At 56.7% G+C, this 18,979-nt stretch carries 17 protein-coding genes and 8 pseudogenes; 18 read left to right on the top strand and 7 right to left on the bottom strand.

Annotation, left to right across the window (positions count from 1 at the left end; all coding sequences use genetic code 11):
• Window positions 1-452 (top strand): annotated as a pseudogene (locus tag ACTBDU_RS10995) (DDE-type integrase/transposase/recombinase); the annotation flags it as partial.
• On the opposite strand, the pseudogene ACTBDU_RS11000 reads toward ACTBDU_RS10995, so the two are convergent.
• The 5 genes and pseudogenes from ACTBDU_RS11000 to ACTBDU_RS11020 form a co-directional block, all read right to left on the bottom strand.
• A pseudogene (locus tag ACTBDU_RS11000) lies at window positions 451-925 on the bottom strand (serine O-acetyltransferase); the annotation flags it as partial. The pseudogenes ACTBDU_RS10995 and ACTBDU_RS11000 overlap by 2 nt on opposite strands.
• A gap of 73 nt (window positions 926-998) precedes the next feature.
• Window positions 999-2,015 carry an NAD(P)H-dependent glycerol-3-phosphate dehydrogenase gene (gene gpsA, locus ACTBDU_RS11005; RefSeq protein WP_438806492.1) on the bottom strand — a complete coding sequence of 339 codons (1,017 nt, stop codon included), beginning with the start codon at window positions 2,013-2,015 and terminating at the stop codon, window positions 999-1,001.
• A 2-nt stretch (window positions 2,016-2,017) separates the two neighbouring features.
• On the bottom strand, window positions 2,018-2,488 hold the full coding sequence (gene secB / locus ACTBDU_RS11010) for a protein-export chaperone SecB (RefSeq protein ID WP_438806493.1): 471 nt from the start codon (window positions 2,486-2,488) through the stop codon (window positions 2,018-2,020).
• A gap of 63 nt (window positions 2,489-2,551) precedes the next feature.
• Window positions 2,552-2,806 (bottom strand): glutaredoxin 3, encoded by a 255-nt coding sequence (gene grxC, locus ACTBDU_RS11015; RefSeq protein ID WP_438806494.1) that lies wholly within the window; start codon window positions 2,804-2,806, stop codon window positions 2,552-2,554.
• A gap of 26 nt (window positions 2,807-2,832) precedes the next feature.
• Complete coding sequence (locus ACTBDU_RS11020; RefSeq protein WP_438806495.1) at window positions 2,833-3,264, bottom strand: rhodanese-like domain-containing protein; 432 nt, start codon at window positions 3,262-3,264, stop codon at window positions 2,833-2,835.
• A gap of 208 nt (window positions 3,265-3,472) precedes the next feature.
• On the opposite strand from ACTBDU_RS11020, the gene ACTBDU_RS11025 reads away from it, so the two are divergent.
• From ACTBDU_RS11025 to ACTBDU_RS11060, 8 genes and pseudogenes are all read left to right on the top strand, one after another.
• Window positions 3,473-4,468 carry a murein hydrolase activator EnvC gene (locus tag ACTBDU_RS11025; protein ID WP_438806496.1) on the top strand — a complete coding sequence of 332 codons (996 nt, stop codon included), beginning with the start codon at window positions 3,473-3,475 and terminating at the stop codon, window positions 4,466-4,468.
• 34 nt (window positions 4,469-4,502) lie between these two features.
• Window positions 4,503-5,486, top strand: coding sequence for a divergent polysaccharide deacetylase family protein (locus ACTBDU_RS11030; RefSeq protein ID WP_438806507.1), 984 nt, complete (start codon window positions 4,503-4,505; stop codon window positions 5,484-5,486).
• 282 nt (window positions 5,487-5,768) lie between these two features.
• Window positions 5,769-6,993, top strand: a pseudogene (locus ACTBDU_RS11035) (glycosyltransferase).
• A gap of 26 nt (window positions 6,994-7,019) precedes the next feature.
• Window positions 7,020-7,928, top strand: a pseudogene (locus ACTBDU_RS11040) (hypothetical protein).
• 119 nt (window positions 7,929-8,047) lie between these two features.
• Complete coding sequence (rfaD, locus tag ACTBDU_RS11045) at window positions 8,048-8,980, top strand: ADP-glyceromanno-heptose 6-epimerase (RefSeq protein ID WP_438806497.1); 933 nt, start codon at window positions 8,048-8,050, stop codon at window positions 8,978-8,980.
• Between the two features lie 31 nt (window positions 8,981-9,011).
• On the top strand, window positions 9,012-10,061 hold the full coding sequence (rfaF, locus tag ACTBDU_RS11050) for an ADP-heptose--LPS heptosyltransferase RfaF (protein ID WP_438806498.1): 1,050 nt from the start codon (window positions 9,012-9,014) through the stop codon (window positions 10,059-10,061).
• The gene (gene rfaC / locus ACTBDU_RS11055; RefSeq protein WP_438806499.1) at window positions 10,061-11,029 is read left to right on the top strand and encodes a lipopolysaccharide heptosyltransferase RfaC; all 969 of its coding nucleotides are present in this window, start codon (window positions 10,061-10,063) and stop codon (window positions 11,027-11,029) included. Before rfaF ends, rfaC begins: the two co-directional genes overlap by 1 nt.
• Window positions 11,030-11,041: 12 nt before the next feature.
• Window positions 11,042-12,146, top strand: a pseudogene (locus tag ACTBDU_RS11060) (glycosyltransferase family 9 protein).
• Here the strand turns inward: ACTBDU_RS11060 and ACTBDU_RS11065 are convergent.
• The gene (locus ACTBDU_RS11065; RefSeq protein WP_438806508.1) at window positions 12,077-12,220 is read right to left on the bottom strand and encodes a hypothetical protein; all 144 of its coding nucleotides are present in this window, start codon (window positions 12,218-12,220) and stop codon (window positions 12,077-12,079) included. The pseudogene ACTBDU_RS11060 and the gene ACTBDU_RS11065 overlap by 70 nt on opposite strands.
• Window positions 12,221-12,266: 46 nt before the next feature.
• Here ACTBDU_RS11065 and ACTBDU_RS11070 point away from each other — a divergent pair.
• From ACTBDU_RS11070 to ACTBDU_RS11095, 6 genes and pseudogenes are all read left to right on the top strand, one after another.
• A pseudogene (locus ACTBDU_RS11070) lies at window positions 12,267-13,478 on the top strand (IS3 family transposase).
• On the top strand, window positions 13,475-14,380 hold the full coding sequence (locus ACTBDU_RS11075) for a sugar glycosyltransferase (protein ID WP_438806500.1): 906 nt from the start codon (window positions 13,475-13,477) through the stop codon (window positions 14,378-14,380). Before ACTBDU_RS11070 ends, ACTBDU_RS11075 begins: the two are co-directional and overlap by 4 nt.
• On the top strand, window positions 14,361-14,615 hold the full coding sequence (locus ACTBDU_RS11080; RefSeq protein WP_438806501.1) for a hypothetical protein: 255 nt from the start codon (window positions 14,361-14,363) through the stop codon (window positions 14,613-14,615). Before ACTBDU_RS11075 ends, ACTBDU_RS11080 begins: the two co-directional genes overlap by 20 nt.
• 67 nt (window positions 14,616-14,682) lie before the next feature.
• On the top strand, window positions 14,683-15,123 hold the full coding sequence (locus ACTBDU_RS11085) for a hypothetical protein (RefSeq protein WP_438806502.1): 441 nt from the start codon (window positions 14,683-14,685) through the stop codon (window positions 15,121-15,123).
• A 3-nt stretch (window positions 15,124-15,126) separates the two neighbouring features.
• Window positions 15,127-15,255 (top strand): hypothetical protein, encoded by a 129-nt coding sequence (locus ACTBDU_RS11090; protein WP_438806503.1) that lies wholly within the window; start codon window positions 15,127-15,129, stop codon window positions 15,253-15,255.
• Complete coding sequence (locus ACTBDU_RS11095; RefSeq protein ID WP_438806504.1) at window positions 15,222-15,398, top strand: hypothetical protein; 177 nt, start codon at window positions 15,222-15,224, stop codon at window positions 15,396-15,398. Before ACTBDU_RS11090 ends, ACTBDU_RS11095 begins: the two co-directional genes overlap by 34 nt.
• On the opposite strand, the gene ACTBDU_RS11100 is transcribed toward ACTBDU_RS11095, so the two are convergent.
• Complete coding sequence (locus tag ACTBDU_RS11100; protein ID WP_438806505.1) at window positions 15,362-16,336, bottom strand: polysaccharide deacetylase family protein; 975 nt, start codon at window positions 16,334-16,336, stop codon at window positions 15,362-15,364. The genes ACTBDU_RS11095 and ACTBDU_RS11100 overlap by 37 nt on opposite strands.
• A gap of 211 nt (window positions 16,337-16,547) precedes the next feature.
• On the opposite strand from ACTBDU_RS11100, the gene ACTBDU_RS11105 reads away from it, so the two are divergent.
• The 3 genes and pseudogenes from ACTBDU_RS11105 to ACTBDU_RS11115 all read left to right on the top strand — a co-directional run.
• Window positions 16,548-17,651 (top strand): glycosyltransferase, encoded by a 1,104-nt coding sequence (locus tag ACTBDU_RS11105; protein ID WP_438806506.1) that lies wholly within the window; start codon window positions 16,548-16,550, stop codon window positions 17,649-17,651.
• A gap of 52 nt (window positions 17,652-17,703) precedes the next feature.
• Window positions 17,704-18,522 (top strand): annotated as a pseudogene (locus ACTBDU_RS11110) (glycosyltransferase); the annotation flags it as partial.
• A 71-nt stretch (window positions 18,523-18,593) separates the two neighbouring features.
• Window positions 18,594-18,979, top strand: a pseudogene (locus ACTBDU_RS11115) (transposase); the annotation flags it as partial.

The following is an 18,979-nucleotide window of genomic DNA, read 5'->3' on the forward strand; positions in this document are numbered from 1 at the left end:
TTGCGGTTGTTCTTGATCTGGTCGCGAGGAAACCGGTGGGCTGGGCTATGTCATTCTCCCCGGACAGCAGACTGACCATCAAAGCACTGGAAATGGCATGGGAAACGCGTGGTAAACCAGCCGGAGTAATGTTCCACAGCGATCAGGGTAGCCACTATACGAGCAGGTAGTTCTGACAGTTGCTGTGGCGTTACCGGATCAAACAAAGCATGAGTCGGCGGGGGAACTGTTGGGATAACAGTCCGATGAAGCGCTTCTTCAGAAGTCTAAAAAATGAGTGGATACCGGTAACGTGCTACATAAGCTTCAGCGGAGCAGCTTATGAAATTACCGACTATATCGTGGGATATTACAGCGCACTCAGGCCGCATGAATATAACGGTAAGTTGCCACCAAACGAATCAGAAAATAGATACTGGAAAAACGCTAACGTGGTGGCCAGTTTTAGTTGACCACTACAGTTTCGTTAATCACTATTCCCGTGGCGTGGTCGAGCATGATACCGCAGCCGATGCGCGCCGCCGGATGAATATCCACCCCGAAAGAGACGGATATTTTATTCTGGAAATAAATCGCCAGCGCCTGACGGTTTTGGATACCACAGCCAGTGGCCGATCCGGTATGCCTGCAGGGCGTGGAACCCCTTGAGATACAGCAGCGGGGTGAAATATTTATCCACAGCCGGATCGCGCAATCGCACCGCGTGAATATCGCGCGCGGCGGAGAAAATCATGCCCGGATCGGCGCCGTAGACTTCCTCCACCACTTCACGGATGGCAATGGCGGGCATAATAGGGTTGCTAAGTTTATTGGCCAGCATATAGCTCAATACCCTGCCCAGGTTTTCGTGCTTGAGCAGGGTTGCATGGAAAAAACTGGCCAGCATGGATTCACAATCGACCAGCAATCGCGCTTCAGCTTTAATGTTGTTTTATACAAGTTTCAATTCTTCTGTCGACATACCGCCCGCTTTTTACTCTGTTGCTGGGTGACCGGCCTCAGCCGCCGGCCCTTTCATCTTTCTGCGCACGACCAAGCAGCGTCAACGCCGCCTGATGCGCGTTTTTGTTCTGGTAAAGCACCTGATAGATCTGCTCGGTGATGGGCATCTCTACCCCGTAGCGGCCGGCCAGCGCTAATACTTCCTTGGTATTGCGGTAGCCCCCCACCACCTGTCCGATCGTTTCCTGCGCCGCTTCTACGCCGACGCCCTGTCCCAGCAGCATGCCGAAGCGGCGATTACGCGACTGATTGTCGGTACAGGTAAGCACCAGATCCCCTAATCCCGCCATCCCCATAAAGGTGCCAGGCTCTGCGCCCATCGCCGCGCCCAGGCGCGACATTTCGGCCAAACCGCGGGTAATTAATGCAGTGCGCGCGTTGGCGCCAAAACCGATGCCGTCAGAAATGCCGGCGCCGATGGCGATCACGTTCTTCACCGCGCCACCCAACTGGACGCCGATGAGATCGGGATTACTGTAAACCCGGAAACTTTTACCGCAGTGTAACAGCCGCTGTAAATCGGCACCAAACGTGGTGTCAGTGGCCGCCAGCGCAATCGCGGTAGGCAGCCCTGCCGCCAGCTCGCGCGCGAACGTCGGTCCCGACAAGACCGCCAGCGGTATCTGGTCGCCTAACACCTCCCGTGCCACCTCCTGCAACAGCCGGCCGGTTTCCGCCTCCAATCCCTTGGTGGCCCAGACAATGCGAGCATCTTGGCGCAAATGCGGTTTGAGCTCGGTAAGCACGGATCCGAATACGTGGCTCGGCACCACAATCAGCACATCGCGGCTGGCCGCCAGCGCCGTCGGCAGCGATGCTTCCAGACGCAGCGTCGGTGGAAACGGCACGCCGGGCAAAAAAGCCTGATTGCAGCGTGCCGCCTCCAACGCCTGAATATGGGCCGGATCGTGCCCCCACAGCAACACCTCATGACCGTTACGCACCAGGGTGATAGCCAGGGCCGTACCGTACGAGCCCGCACCGATAACAATCATTGAAGCATCGCCGGGCATGATCAAGCGTCCTGAGCCGGCTGGCTGCCTTCGCCGTCAGCCTGCTGCTGCAAGTAATTCATGAACAGCGCGTCAAAATTGACCGGCGCCAAATTCAACTGCGGGAAGGTGCCGCGGGATACCTGGCTGGTGATGTATTCGCGGGCGTAGGGGAACAGAATATTCGGGCAGTACGCGCCGAGGCAATGCGCCATTTGGGTGCCGTCAATGCCGGAGATGGTGAATATACCCGCCTGCTGGACCTCGCACAAAAACGCGGTATCTTCGCCCAACGTCGCTGTCACGGTGACCCACAGTACGACCTCATAGATGTCCTCTGCCAACTGGCTGGAGGCAGTATCCAGATCCAGTTTGATTTCAGGCTGCCATTCCTGCTGGAACACCTTGGGCGCATTCGGCGCTTCAAACGAAACATCCTTGGTGTAAATGCGCTGAATCTGAAACGCCATCTCAGTATTATTTTGTTCTGACATTGAAAAACCCTTTGATTAAAGTGCCGGGTACGAAGGCTAAGGCGCACGACCCGTCGGTTCTGCTTATTTATGCAGGGGGTACAGGCCGCCGCGCGCATCCAGCGCATGCAGATCGTCACACCCGCCGCCGACGTGCTTGCCGTCGATAAAGATTTGCGGCATTGTGGTGCGACCGCTGTGCTTTATCATCTCTTCGCGCAAATCCACGTCGCCATCAATGGGGATCACCTGAAAAAGTACCCCTTTACGGGTGATTAACGCTTTGGCGCGATGGCAATAGGGGCAGGTTGCTTTAGTATAAATTTCGATATTGGCCATGGTTTTCCCTTCTTGATGGAAAAGAGTTATTTACCCCGGACCAGCGGTAAATTTTCCCCGCTCCAGCCGGATATGCCTTCTTTAAGCACATAAACCCGTTCAAAGCCGGCTTTGATCAGGTTTCGCGCCGGATCGCGCGAGCTGGTGCCGCTGGCGCAGACAACGATGACCGGTTTACCCTTTGCTTTTCCCAGCTCGCCCAGATTGCCGGATTTGATGTCTGCCGCCGTCAGACTCAGGCTGTTGGCGATATGCCCCTTACGGTAATCATCCCGGTTGCGCAGATCAACGATCACAGCATCTTCCTTATTGATCAGGCGGATAGCTTCACCGCGGGCGATGTCGCCCACCTTGGAAAAACGGCTTTGGAAAGCGGTAAAAATTACGGCGCCCAAAAGGACCACCCACGCCAGACTAAGCATGGGATAATTGCCGACAAATTGCATAATTTCTTGCATGGGGTAAGAAGACTCTCGTTAATAAATGACCCAACGTCAAAGCATTTGAGTATACCCTCGCCGCCGGGCAAATTCAGCCTATATACCGATACATCGTCAAGAAACTGGCGGCAATGCGCGTCACGGCGCAAAAATCTCGGACGACACCGATGCCAAAGCATTAATAGATGACTGGTAAGCCGCTGTTCAACGTGAAATAATCGCGGCCATGAGGGAAAATGCACCGTTAAAACATTCATATCCTACGCGCGCCGGCGATCGGTATCGCGCCACCGGATTCAGGTCTTATCTTTCCGCCGGCATGCTTTGCGCCGGTACTCCGCTATTGCCCGCCGCCGGTCACGCCGCGGACAACAAGCAACAGCTTGAAACGGTGCAACAAAATATCTTTGCCAAAGAAAAAAGCGTCCAGCAGCAGCAAAAACAGCGCACCGCCTTGCTCGGCCAGTTGAAGGAACAAGAACAGTCCATCGCCCGTTCGACCCGCGCCCTGCGGGATACGCAGCGCAGTCTGGAGACGCTGAAGGGCGATATTGACAAGCTCACGCATTTTATTCGCCAGTTGCAAGACCGGCAGGCAGCGCAGCAGTTGGACGCCGCTTTTCGTCAGGGGCAGCAGTCCGGACTGCAATTGATCCTGAGTAACGAGGAAAGCCTGCGCAGCGAACGCATCCTGGCCTATTTCAGCTACCTGAACGAAGCGCGCACCAAAACCATCAATGACCTGCGCCAGACCCGAACCAATCTGGCGGCGCAAAAGCGCGAACAGCAGCAGAAACAACAGCAGCAGGTGCTACAGCTTCAGCAAAAGCAACAACAAACCTTGCAAAGCACCCGCGCTGAGCGGGAAGCCAAAGCCCGTGCGGAGCGGGAAGCGCGTGAGGCGCAGTGGGTGCGGGAACGGGAAGCCCAGGCGAAGAGCCGCGGCAGTACCTATAAGCCCAGCGAAAGCAAGCGGGCGCGGGTCGCCCGTACCGGTGGGCTCGGCCGACCGGCGGGACAGGGTTTGTGGCCGGTGCGGGGTCGTACGCTTCATCGCTTTGGCGAGCCGCAGCAGGGAAAATTACGCTATAAAGGGCTGGTCATTGCGGCGCCGGAAGGCAGCGAAGTGAAGGCCAGCGGCGGCCAGGGCACGCCGCCGCTTTATTTTGAAATTCGCCGTCAGGGCCAGGCGGTCAATCCCATACCCTGGTTAGGAAGGTAGTTTGTCGATTAAAACCTGTAGCACCGCTATCGTTATGTTCCTGCTGCTGGCATGCCCTGTGGTGCAGGCCGGGAAGCTAGCCATCGTCATTGATGATTTTGGCTACCGGCCCGCAACCGAGAATCAGGTCCTGGCCATGCCGGTTAACGTTTCCATCGCGGTGCTGCCGGATGCGCCCTATGCCCGGGAAATGGCGCTTAAAGCCCATCGACAGGGGCGCGAAACCCTCATTCATTTGCCGATGGCGCCCTTAAGCAAACAGTCCCTGGAACGCAATACGCTCACGCCGGCGATGAGCCGCGACCAGGTGGCGGACATTATCCAGCAGGCGACCCAAAAAGTTCCTTACGCGGTGGGGTTGAATAATCATATGGGCAGCGCGATGACCTCCAGTCTCAGCGGCATGCAACATGTGATGCAGGCGTTAAGCCACTATTCTTACTACTTCCTTGATAGCGTGACGATCGGCAACAGTCAGGCGGTGCCCGCCGCTGCCGGCAGCGGCGTCCGGGTCCTCAAACGGCAGGTGTTCCTGGACGATACCGCCAATGAGGCCGACATCCGTCACCAGTTCAATCGCGCGGTGGCGCTGGCCCGCCGCAACGGATTCGCTATCGCTATCGGTCATCCGCATCCGGCCACGGTACGCGTGCTGCAACAGATGCTGCCGTCCCTGCCGGGAGATATCATCCTGGTGCGCCCGAGCATGCTGCTTAACGAACGTCCCGCGACAGCCCCCGCGGCGCCGCCTGTGGCAAAACCGTCGCCGACGAGCCCGCATCCCTTCCGTGGCGTGCCCTATTGTTCGAGTCGTCAGGCGCCGCCGCCGGTGTATGCCGATGCCATGCTGTTCGCCATCGCCTCAAGCGTTGCTGACACGTGGCGCAGTATCCTGCGCGGCGAGAGGCCCCCTGCCATTGAAAAACACACCGCGGGCAAATCCGATACAGGAAAGCCTGACGCCGGTAAGGCCGACACGGGAAAGCCCGCCGCTGGAAAACCTGCAGCGGGACAATAACTGACCGCAAAACACGACCGCTGCCTCAGGCGGTCAGGCAAAGAAGCAGCGCCGCTGCAACGGCCCTGGCCGCCGCAAATCTCTCAAGGTAACCAAGCCTATCTTTTCCCCTCTGGCCGCAGCGGCAACGCCGCTCTTTTGCTCATCCGCTGCCGTCCCTTTGCCCATCTGACGTGAACCATCGACGCTCGCCGCCTTTCAGCGGTGAAATAGTACATGTAGTACATCTATATTACCATGCATTAAAATTATGGATGGTTTGTGCGGTGGAAATGCATGACGATGCCACAAGGTCGGTTGAAAATTCTGCTGTTGGATAACGGCAAAGAGTGGGGCGGCGGCACCAATAGTCTGTTGGAACTCCTTAAACGCATCGACCGCAGCCGGTTTGAGATTACCTGTTGTTTTATCACAATTATCAGCGTGATGATGAAGAAAGCATCGGCGAGGTTTTAAGCGCTATCCGCATCCCGACGCGGTTTATTGCGCAGCGCCGGCAACCGGTCTAGGCCAAAATAAGCAAGGAAATCCGGCGCGGGCTTTTGCTGTTTCCACACCCCCTGGCGCCAACGCGCCGTGTAAGCTATCGACCATGTCTGGGCACATCACGCCGAACGCACGGCAGCTTGCCGCCCGGCTGCGTGCGGGAGACTATCACCTGCTGTGCTGTATATAAATAATCAGCCCAGCTCCAATGTGGAAGGCTATAGAGTGGCCGAGGGTCTGCCGGTGGCGATCGTGCAACATTGCCGCATTGAGCCCGGTCCTCAACCCGTACATCGTCGCCCGTGTCAATCGGGTCGCACGCAGCATTATCGCGGTATCCGACGGCGTACGGCAAACCCTGATCCGCGCCGGTATCCGGCTGGTGCTTTGCCAAACGGTGTTTAAAGGTATTGATATTCATCAACCGCTGCCGGACGGCGACCGACTGCGCCAATCCCTCGGCGCCGATGCGGGCACCTTCCTGTTCGGCAGCATTGGCTCGCTCATCGCCCGCAAGGCGCATGATCACACGCTACAGGCGCTGCAGGCATTCCATCAGGCCCACCCCGACGCACGCTGGAAAACGGTGCTGGTGGGATCGGGTAACGAACAGGTTAATCTGGCGCGTCAGGCGGAACAATCTGGCCTCGGCAATCGCGTCATTTTCACCGGCTTTCAGCGCAACGCGATGGAATATCTGGCCGCCTTCGACGCGCTGATACTCGCCTCCCGCAGCGAGGGCCTGTTGCGGGTAGTACTGGAAGCGATGCTGCTCGAAACGCCGGTCATCGGTTCAGCGGTCACCGGCACCGCCGAATTGGTACTCCATCGGGACACTGGCCTGCTGTTTCCCTATGGCGATGTGGCGCAATTGCCACACCACCTTGCAACGCTTTACAGCGATGTCAACCAGCGCCGTTTGCTGGCACGGCGCGCCAATGAGCGGGTTTGCCGGGAGTTTGCCATCGAAAACTATATCGCTGGCGTCGAAGCCGTGCTTGCAGGCGCCCATTTACCCTGAGACTTTGTATGTTCAATGTGTTCAATGTGTTTAATGTGTTCATTGCCATATACCGACGTATTCGCGCGCGCCATAATCTGCCCTATCAGGCAGTGGCCGGCGGCTTACCGATCACGTCGGTGGTCATCCCCTCCGTGGGCGCCGATTATATTAAAGAAGCGCTGCTAAGTGCAACATTCGCCGCGCGCTTTGCACCGGCGCTAACCGAGATAGTGATCGTCACCGACCAGAGCGCCGCCCCCTTTCCCGCGTTACCGGCAAAAATCCGCGCCGTCACGCTCAGAGATGAAACCCGCGGCGGCGATTATCCTTATAAGCAAATTTATCTCAGTCGCCTGGTCAAAATGCAAGCGCCGCTCCAGGCCCGCACCGACGGTATTCTGATGATCGATTCCAATTTGAATTTGCTCTCGATGCCGCAAATAGCGCTACAGGACGATCATATTTACGCTAGCTTCCGCCAGGGAAAAATGGTCGACAAACTGAGCGGCCTCGCCCCGGCTCCGGCTCCGGCTCCGGCTTATTATCGCGACGCCCTACGTCCGAAATTGGTGGATCATGTCGACGGCGCCTTTCTCGCCGCCACCCGCCAGACCCGGTTGCGCATGTGCCCGCTTTGGATCGCGTTTTTCGTGATACCTGGTCGTGCATGGCCGGTACCCAGCCGCCCACTGACCAGCTGCCGCTGGCGGTGATGCTGGATACGCTGGATATTCGCTCCATTAACCTGAGCGAGTGGGTGAACTGGCCGGTGGCAACGCATTGGCGGTACGCCTTCGGTTATTTCGCCGCAGGTGGTGGGCGCTCATGGCGGTTTCCCGCTGTCGGAATGGCATAAATATCTGCACTCACGCGATACGCCGCTGCTGTTCAAGCCTCAAACCTACACGCGAAAAGTACGCTATTTCATTAATAATGAGCGGCTTGCACGCTAGCGGCGGTAGCGCATTTGCGGGCGGGCGGGAAGATATAAAGCCCGAAGAGGAAATGCTATGATAGGAGCATTATCAGGGGCCGACGTTGTGCCGGCGCCATCGAATCGCAAGGATAACCCATGATAGTTGTCACCGGTGGGGCCGGTTTCATCGGCAGTAATATCGTCAAGGCGTTAAATCAGATTGGCTACAACGATATTTTGGTGGTGGATAACCTCAAGGACGGCACTAAATATGCCAATCTAGTCGATCTGAATATCTCCGATTATATGGATAAAGAGGATTTTATCGCCAGCGTCGTCGCCGGCGATGACTTCGGCGATATCGACGCGGTATTTCATGAAGGCGCCTGTTCTTCCACGACCGAGTGGGACGGCAAGTACATGATGGATAATAACTATCAGTACTCCAAAGAACTTCTGCACTACTGTATGGAGCGCACCATCCCCTTTCTGTATGCCTCTTCCGCGGCAACCTACGGCGGCAGGACGGAACATTTCATTGAGGATCGACAATACGAGCAGCCGTTGAACGTCTATGGCTATTCCAAATTCCTGTTCGATCAATATGTGCGCGTTCTGTTGCCGCAGGCTGAATCGCAAATTTGCGGTTTCCGCTATTTTAATGTCTACGGTCCGCGCGAAGGGCATAAAGGCGGCCTGGCGAGTGTGGCTTTTCATCTGAATAATCAAATTAACACCGGCGAAAACCCAAAACTGTTCGCCGGGAGTGAAGGTTTCAAGCGCGATTTCATTTACGTTGGCGACGTCGCAGCGGTAAATCTGTGGTTCTGGCAAAACAACGTTTCGGGGATTTTTAACTGCGGCACCGGCCGGGCAGAATCGTTCCAGGCCATGGCGGACGCCGTACTGGATTATCATAAAAAAAGCCAGTTGGAATACATTCCGTTCCCGGAAAAACTCAAAGGGCGCTATCAGGCCTATACCCAGGCGGATTTAACCCAGCTGCGCGCCGCCGGCTACACGCAACCCTTTAAATCCGTCGCCGAAGGGGTCACGGAATATCTACGCTGGTTGAACCACAACCATTGATGTCCTTGAGTGCAAGAAAGAGAGCGGCGGCATGAAAATACTGGTGATAGGACCATCCTGGGTCGGCGATATGATGATGTCCCAGAGCCTGTATCGCCTGCTGGCGCAGCGCCACCCCGGCGTGCAGATAGACGTAATGGCCCCGGCCTGGTGTCGCCCTTTGCTTAATCGCATGCCGGAAGTCAGCCAAGCGCCGGCGAGGCCGCTCGGCCACGGCGCTTTGGCGCTAGGCGAGCGCCGCCGGCTGGGGCAATCGCTGCGGCAAAGCGGCTACCAGCAGGCGCTGGTGCTGCCTAATTCGTTTAAATCGGCGCTGGTACCGTTTTTCGCTGACATTCCACAGCGGACCGGCTGGCGCGGCGAAATGCGTTACGGACTGCTCAACGACCTGCGCACGCTGGATAAGCAGGCTTTTCCGCTTATGGTGCAGCGTTACGCCGCCCTGGCTTTTGATCGCCGAACGAGGCGCTGCGTCGCCGATTTACCCACGCCGCTGCCCTGGCCGCGCCTTACGGTCAGTGCGGCGGAGAAAGCGCAGGCACTGAGCACGTTTGTGCCTGACGATGCACGCCCGCTTATCGGTTTTTGTCCCGGCGCCGAGTTCGGCCCGGCCAAACGCTGGCCGCATTATCATTATGCCGCGCTAGCCGAAGCGCTTATCCGCCGCGGCTATCAGATAGCGCTGTTCGGCTCCGCCAAAGATCACGCGGCCGGTGAGGGCATCGGCGCCGCGCTGACCCCTGCCGCACGCAGCCACTGCCACAATCTGGCCGGTCAGACTTCACTGGAGCAGGCGGTTACGCTCATTGCCGCCTGCCGGGGGATCGTCAGCAACGATTCCGGGCTGATGCACGTGGCCAGCGCGCTGGATCGTCCGCTGGTCGCGCTATACGGGCCCAGCAGCCCGGATTTTACCCCGCCGCTTTCCCATCAGGCACGGGTGATTCGTTTAATCAGTGGTTACCATAAAATTCGTAAAGGTGACGACGAGCAAGGCTACCATCAGAGCCTGATCGCGATTCAACCTGCCCGAGTGCTCAGCGAACTGGAACCGTTATTGGCCCCCCAAGAGGAGAATTAATGCAGGTCCTTATCGTCAAAACGTCCTCAATAGGTGATGTATTGCATACTCTACCTGCGCTGACCGATGCGGCGCGCGCAATGCCGGGGATCCGTTTCGACTGGGTGGTAGAAGAGAATTTTGCCCAAATCCCCACCTGGCATCCGGCGGTGCGGCGGGTGATACCGGTGGCTATCCGCCGCTGGCGCAAAAACTGGTTCGGCGCGGCCGTTCGCCAGGAGCGCTGCGACTTCAAACGTCAGCTACAGCGTGAGCGCTACGACGCGGTTATCGATGCGCAGGGCCTGATGAAAAGCGCGGCGCTCGTCACCCGCGTGGCGTACGGCGAAAAACACGGTCTGGACTGCAAAAGCGCGCGCGAACCCTTCGCCAGCTGGTTTTATCGCCGGCGGCACGACGTGAGCAAACAGCAGCACGCAATCGAGCGCATACGCCAACTGTTCGCCGCCAGCCTGGGCTACCCGCTTCCTGCCACGCCTGGCGACTATGCCATTGCCGGCCATTTTCCCCCTCAGCCGGGCGACGAAGCCTATCTGGTTTTTCTACACGCCACGACCCGTCCCGGGAAACATTGGCCGGAGGGCCACTGGCGCGCGCTGATCCAGCTTGCCGGTGACGCCGGCTATCGCATCAAGTTACCATGGGGGGCAGAGCATGAGCGCCTGCGCGCCCACCGGCTGGCCGAGGGGTTCAACGCAGCGGAAGTGCTCCCCCCTTTGACGCTGGCGCTGGTGGCGTCGCAGCTGGCGGGCGCGACGGTGGTCGTGTCGGTGGATACCGGCCTCAGTCATCTGGGCGCCGCCCTCGACCGTCCGAACCTGACGCTGTATGGTCCTACCGATCCAGGGCTCATCGGTGGTTACGGACGCCATCAGCAGGAGTTGCGCGCGGAAGACGGCAGTATGGAGAGCCTGGCGGCGGAATACGTCTGGCGGACGCTGCAACTGATGCTGCCGTCGCGGGAATAGGGATAGCGCATCATGAATTATCTGTTCATCTTTCTTCTGTTGTTGCCGGGGAAGCTGCTGTTAAAACTGATGCAGCGGCCTACGGGCAAAAATCTGGTGATCCAGACGGCGAAAATCGGCGATTTCGTTAATATCACCCCTTTGCTGCGCTATCTGGGGGTGTCGGACGCCCTGCTCAGCCGCACGGTCCAGCCGCTGGCGAAGCGTGACGATACGCTGGCGGAGTGCCTGTATATTGAGGATTACAAACAAAATCTGTTTAGCAAGATCCGCCTGGGCTTACGGCTGATAAATCGCTACAGCCATGTCTATTTGCTGCATCCCAACAACAGTAATCTGTTTTTTGCCGCTTTGTGTAACGCCCCGGACAAGCAGTTTCTCAGCACCTATACTATACGCGACGCTGGTACTATAAGCTGTTTTATCTCACCGCCAGCGGCGTGGTTGAACATCGGCGCGATACGTTGACGCTGCAAAACTATCTGCGCCTGGCGGATCGTTCTCTGACCTGGCGCAGCCACCCTAAACATGCCACCTCGCCGCTATGGCGGCCGACAGCGCCGCGCCCTGAACTGGCGACCCCCTCTGACACCATCAACATCGGTATCAGCATCTCCGCCGGCAACAAGGCCAAAACGCTGCCGACGTCGGTGTGGGGCGAAATTTTCACGCTGCTAGCGAGCCTGCCGCCGTGACGATACTGTGTGTTCGGCACGGCCAATGAACAAGGTTATTTCGATGCGCTGGTTCGCCACGCCGGCGCCGGGGTTGATATCGTCAGCCTGATAGGGTTACTGCCGCTACAGGAGGTGCCCGATGCGATCCGCCGCATGGACTGTTATATCGCCACTACTTCAGGCAATGTCTATATTGCCGATGCGTTGCAGGGCCTTGCGAGGCAAAAGAACAACGACCGTTAAACAAGGCTCTGATAATTCGCCCCGAAAGTATCCCGCCCTTCTCTTTTGTCTTCGCCGCGCTGTATCATTTCACTCACCCGGCGACGGAACTTTACGCCTTAACCTCGGAAGATCGGGAAAATATTTTTCACTTTGTGGGGGGATTGCCCGCCAGGCAGCGGGTGACCGCCAGACGGTCGGATATACCCGCCCCCTGATTAACCTCCTGGCTGATGGCGCTAACCTGAACGCTATGGCGTAAGAACTGTAGTAACACACTGAATTTGGCCACCTGAGTTGAGGTGATATACTCACCTCAAAATCTTACAGGTGAACCAATGAGTAAAACATTTACTGCTGAATTTAAACTCGAAGCGGCAAAGCTGGTCCTCGACCAGAACTACACACACGGCGAAGCGGCTAAGGCGATGAACGTCAGTCTTTCTGCTATCAACTGTTGGGTAAAATCGTTACGTCTGGAGCGCCAGGGGGAAACGCCTCCGGGTCTGCCTCTGACTCCGGAACAGACTGAACTTAGGAAAATGAAAAAACGGATACAGCGTTTCGAAATGGAAAACGAAATTCTAAAAAAGGCTACGGCGCTCTTAATGTCGGACTCACTCAACGGTTCACGATAGTCGACAGTCTGAGAGCGCGATACCCGGTCACGCCGTTGTGCCAAACTTTTGAGGTACATCGCAGCAGCTACAGGCACTGGCAGGCTTCCGCTAATGAACCTGACTGTGAGCTCATCGTTAATCATAGCCGCGTCATGGAAGGCCGGAACGCCAGCAGCGGCTCTGCCGGCGCTCGAAGCATCGCGACCATCGTCACCAGTAGCTCTGGTGTTAAAATGGGGCGCTGGCTGGCTGGTAAGCTGATGAAGGAGCTGGGTATCGCCAGTTGCCAGTTGCCAGTTGCCAGTTGCCAGCTACCGGCTCACAAATACAAACGCGGCGGCAATGAACACGTTGAAATACCGAACCATCTCAACCGCCAGTTCGCGGTGACGGCGCCGGATCAAGTCTGGTGCAGAGATGTGACCTACATCTGGACGGGCAAAGGCTGGGCTTACCTTGCGATGGTGCTGGACCTGTTCGCCCGCAAACCGGGGGGGGCTGGGGCATGTCGACATCGCCGGACTCGGCGCTGACAGTTAAAGCGTTGCAGATGGCCTGGGAACTCCGGGGGCAGCCAACAGGAGTCATGTTCCACAGCGACCAGGGCAGCCACTATACCGGCCGTCAATACCGGCAAGCCCTATGGCTCTGCCGGATAAAGCAGAGCATGAGTCGCGTGGTAACTGCTCGGATAACAGCCCGATGGAGCGGTTCTTCCGCAGCCTGAAGACAGAATGGGTGCCGACAAAGGGTTACAACAGCTTCAGCGAAGCCCAGGACGCGATTATCCGCTACATCACGGGGTATTACAGCGCTATCCGGCCTCACTGGTGTAACGGCTGCTTAACTCCAAACCAACCTGAGCGACTGTTCTACATACAGTCTAATGTGGTGGCCAGTATTAGTTGGCCACTACAAACCGAGACATGAGCACATTTTTTAAGCAAATTTACCGCTATACCCGACCGCGTACCTACCGGCACAATGAAAACCTCTGGCCTTTTTGCCGCATCACCCGTGGCAGCACAGGGGAAATAAGCCACCTGCACTATAAGGGACAGTCGGTGCCGCTAGTGCCACTGGCCGAATGGCGTCACCGGTATAGCGGCGACGCACTGATTACCGCAACCGGCCCGTCCATCAAAGAAATGGATTTCGCCGGGCTGCCGCCGATGACAGTGGCGGGCGTTAACGGCGCCTACGCGCTTAAAGATCGGCTCGATTTTCAGCTGTATATCATCGTGGACATGAGTTTCATCGATCGCCGCACCGACGTTTTGCAGGCGATAATCGCCGATCCGGCCATAACCCTGTTCACCACCTTGCACGGTATTACCCGGATTATCGACCGTTTCACGCTGGCGGCGGTGCGCTGCCGGATGGCGCTGATTGAAGACGCCTGTTATCGCATCTATCAACCCAAGGTTGCCAGCGATGCCGTGGGCCGCCGTTTCGGTCAGGATCCTCATATCCGGTTTAGTCCGAACTTTCCCAACATCGCCTTCACCACCGATATCCGCGGCGGGGTGTTTGATGCCAGCACAGTGGTGTTTTGGGCGCTGCAGATTTTGCTATTCCTGGGTTTCACGCGCCTGTACATCGCCGGGCTGGACATGACCAATTTCCATCAACCGCGTTTCTATGAAACCGATCAAGACAAACTGCCCTCATTCCTGGCGGAGAAATTTGCCACACTCATCGTTCCCGCATTCACCTTGGCCAGCGAGGTGCTACAGCAAAACGGCGTGGTGGTGAAAAACCTTTCTGTGCACAGCGCGCTAAGCAATGAAGTTTTTGAGAAGGTGAGCTTCCATGATGCTTTCCCGAGCTAGCGAGTGTGCTGGAAAGGGATTCCAGATTTTCTTTCCGCTATTTCTGTTCTTTAGCGCTATCTTTTGTGGCTACACGCGGGTCAATAATCTTTTTCACCTGTCCGCGCTATGCCTGCTGGTGATGCTGGCGGCCAATGCCAGCCTGCGTCGGCAACTTTTCAGCGATCGCAGGCTTAACCTCGGGCTGTTGTTAAGCACATTGATGCTGGGCTATTTTTGCCTCACTACCTTGTAGTCCCCCCCATTCCCAGACGCTGGTTTCCGACCTTACCCATGCTCTTTATCTACTGCTGTTTCTTCTCATGTTCCGGCTGATGGCCGTGCAAGGCCGGCGGTCGATAGCGCTATGGGCCGTGGCGGTCGGGATGATGGTACTGGTCGTACTCACCTTTCTTACGGTTGAGCCCAAAACGATGCTGAGCCATCGCATGAAGGATGGCTTTTTTGGCGCGCCGCCTAACGCTATCGATTTAGCGGGTTATTTTACTTTGGGTATTTTCCTGTGCCTTATCCTGATGCGCGACACGGGGGCGCGCTGGCTTTATCTGCCGGTCACCGTGCTGTTGTTCGCCCTACTGCTTACCCAGAGTCGCGGCCCTCTGCTGTCCTTGCTCTGTGCTCTGGTCGTCCTGTCGGCTCTACGGTCGACGATGTGCGGACGCTATCTCCTGGCGATGGCGCTGATAGGAGCAGGGGTGCCCACCCTGCTGTTCATGACGCGTTTTGGCGCTATCTTTTTGTAGCGCATGGCGAGCGGCTATCAACAAAGCTTCATCCGCTTTGGCATTTGGCGCCACACGCTGGAGCTGGTGGCGCAAAAACCCTTCTTCGGCTGGGGGGAGTGGATAAACAGCTATCGTTTGTCAACCTGCTGAGCGATACCATCACTACCACGCATAGCCTGTATCTGGCTACGCTGTTGAAAGGCGTCGCGTGCGACATGCTGCTGGCGCTGGTGCTGACGCTGCCGGCGGCGGCCTCTCAGGCCGACGCCCCCGACTGTCCCAGGCAGCGCTGATAATACTGCGCCAAGGTCATCCCGGTTACCCGATCTTGCAGCCAGTCAAACAGCTGTTCCAAATCGCGATATAATCCCTCAATGGCGGCCTCGTCTCTAAACGTCGGGCTGCCGCCCGGCATAAATTCAGATGAATGCAGCATAAACTCCACATAATCACTCCCTGAGTCCAGGCTCTGCGCCGCTACCCGGCACATTTGCGCGGCATTGCCGCCCGCGGGCCGCAGCCATTGCACCGAGGGACCGCGCCGTTTGCCACGTAGACGCTCGTACATCTGACTGACCGCATTCACCCAGGGCGCATGCTTGTCGCGGGTGGTCATCGGCACTTCCAGCAGCCGTGAGGCGCCAGGGCGAGCAATATTGTCGGGATCGATAAAATAGGCGCGCTCGGGGAAATGGCGATAATTGCTGCCGCCCGCCCCTGCCGGCGCGCCGGGAGAGCGACGCCAATCCACCCGCGGGGTGACGGAGCAATCCACTTGGTAGCCCAGCTCAAGCAGCATTGCGGCATAGCGCTCGTCAAACGCCCAGCGGCCGGCGCGATGGCTCAACATTTTTGTCTGGAATGTGTCTTCCAGCAGTTGGGTCATAAAAAGTATTTTTTCCCGCATGACCGCCGCGGGATATTCGATCAGGTAAGGCTTATGACGCCCGTCATCGCCGCTGAGATCGTGGGCCGGCGGGCCGTTCCAAGCGTGCAGATGCATACCGACTTCCGCGTTACCGCGCGCGATGGCGGCGCGGGCGAATTCGACAAATACATCGTCCATCGCCATTTCATAATTGGTGAGATACACCGGCTTGAAGCGATACTTGTCGCAGAGTGCCTGGAAACGCGGCAAATAATGGACGTTCTCGGTCGTAATATGCCGATGATTTTCCCAGAGGTTGTCGCCTTCTGTGTCTATAGTAATAATAAAAGCAAGGGTAGCCATACCGAATCCAGTCTGAAATCAGAGAAATCCATGTTACGTAGGCGCCGTGAACAGCGCAAACTGGATTGTTCGCGATAATCTACCCTGCCGGTGAGCCTGCGTGATGCATCCCTTAACGGCTGTGATGAAAACAAAAGAAATTTTCATCTCGCCTTAGGGTAGGATCACGGGAAAAATAAACCGTGTACAGCGGCATAGAGCGGAACTCAGCATGCGTATATTGATGATCATTGATGGTTTACCCGGCGGAGGGGCAGAGAAAGTACTACTTACGCTCGCGCAGGGGTTAGTGTCCCAGGCCCATCGAGTATCGATATTTTCGCTGCGGGGCGTGTGCGATTACGCGTTACCGGAAGGTATCGAATACCAGATTATCGCTGACCACGCCCATACCCCCTGGCGCAAATTGACGGAACTGTCGCGCCGGGCGCGGGCGCTGGATAAGGCGATTTTGACATCACAACAACGCAACGGCGAATTCGATCTGGTGGTTTCTCATCTGCACAAAACCGATCGCATCGTGGTGCGTAGCCGGGTACTGGCGCGAGATCGTATCTGGTTTTGTTTGCACACCATGTTCTCATTAGGTTATTTGGGCCATCGTAAAGGTGTTTCGCGTTGGCTGAAACGCCATAAAATCCACGCGCTTTACCAGGATCGCAACATTATCGCCGTTTCCCGCGGCGTATTGGATGATATGCGCCAGGCCTTCAAGGTGACACCGCGGCAGGCCGAGGTCATTTACAATCCTTTCAATTTCGCCGCTATCCGCCGGCTGGCCGACGCACCTTACGAATTGGCCGGGCAGGATTATTTAATTCACGTGGGTCGCCTGCATGAAAACAAGCGCCAGGATCGCCTGCTAAAAGCCTACGCCGAAAGCGGTATCCAGGCGCCGCTGGTGATTCTGGGTAAAGGCAGCGATGCGATACTGCGCCGTCTGCAGTCCCTGGCGCAGGATCTGCAAATTACCGATCGGGTGCGGTTTAAAGCCTTTAACACCAACCCCTATCCCTATATCCGCCATGCCCGCATGTTAATTCTGAGCTCTGACAGCGAGGGGTTCGGCAATGTGTTGGTAGAAGCGCTTATCTGCCATACGCCGGTGGTAAGCACCCGCTGTCCCGGCGGTCCGGTGGAAATTTTGGACGGCGATCTGTCCGCGGGGCTGGCAGAGTTAAGCAGCGCTTCGCTGGCGAAAACCATGCGGGCGGTTTATGACCGGCCGCCGGCTATTTTGCCTTCCCATCTAGAGGCCTACGAGATAGCGACAATTTGCCGGCAATATATCGCCCTGGCGCAGAGTGCGCCCTGACGGCGGCGGCAGCGCCGGGCGTAAATCATCCGAAGAAAGACCCATGACGACAATGACTCAACCGGAATCGGCAGCGATCAAGCTTAGCGTTATCGTGCCCCTGTATAACGCTGGCGCCATGTTTCACATTTTTATGTCTTCCCTGTTGGCGCAAACGCTCACCGATCTAGAAATCATTCTGGTTAACGACGGCTCGACCGGCGGGTCGGAAGTACTGGCGTGGGAATACACCGAGCGGCATCCCCATGTCCGGGTGATCGACCAGGCCAACGGCGGCGTCTCGCGCGCACGCAACGCCGGACTGGCGACGGCGCGCGGTGTCTATGTCACCTTTCCCGACGCCGACGACATGCTCTACCCCACTTTCTACCAGCCAGCGGCTGGTGACGATGGCGAAGCAAGAGGATCTGGATGTGGCGCAATGCAACGGCGAGCGTTTTTTCGCCGGTTCACAGCGCATAAAGACCCTGATCCCTCTTGATCGTTTGAGCTCGACCGGCGTGCTAAGCGGTCCCCAGTGGCTGCACCGGGCGTTGGCGACCCGCCGTTACCTGCATGTGGTATGAGTCGGCATCTATCGACTGCATTGATAAGGCAGCTGGATTTGCGCTTTGAGCCGGGTCTGCATCATCAGGATATCCCCTGGACCACCGAGCTGATGTTCAATACCCGCCGCGTCCGCTATACCCAAGACGTGCTGTACCGCTATTACATCCGCGATCAGTCGATAAGCAACGGTAAACGAACCGGCATGAAAAACGTCAAATACCAGCGACATTATCTGCGTATCGCCGAATTGCTCGAAGACATCAACCGGCGCTATCGCGACAAAATACGTCTCTACCCCGAATTTACGCGGCAGGTGACCCATGTAGTGGCACACTGAATTCAGCCACCTGAACAGAGGTGATATGCTCACCTCAGAACAACACGGGTGCACCAATGAAAAGAAGAAATTTTAGTCCTGAATTTAAACGCGAATCCGCTCAACTGGTTGTCGACCAAAATTACACCGCCGCGCAAGCAGCAAAAGCCATGGACGTCGGCCATTTCTACGATGACGAAATGGGTAAAATAACTGCGTGATGAGCCACAGGGGGAAACGCCAAAAGCCTCTCCCATAACCCCGGAACAAATCGAAATACGTGAGCTCAAGAAGAAGGTGCAACGCATTGAAATAGAAAACAAAATATTAAAAAATGCTACAGCGCTCTTGATGTCAGACTCCCTGAACAGTTCTCGTTAATCGGGAAACTCAGAGCGCATTATCCTGTGGCCACACTCTGCCACGTGTTCAGGGTTCATCGCAGCAGTTACAAATACTGGAA

The organism is Sodalis sp. (in: enterobacteria), from assembly GCF_051710625.1.
Lineage (GTDB): Bacteria > Pseudomonadota > Gammaproteobacteria > Enterobacterales > Enterobacteriaceae > JBPESN01.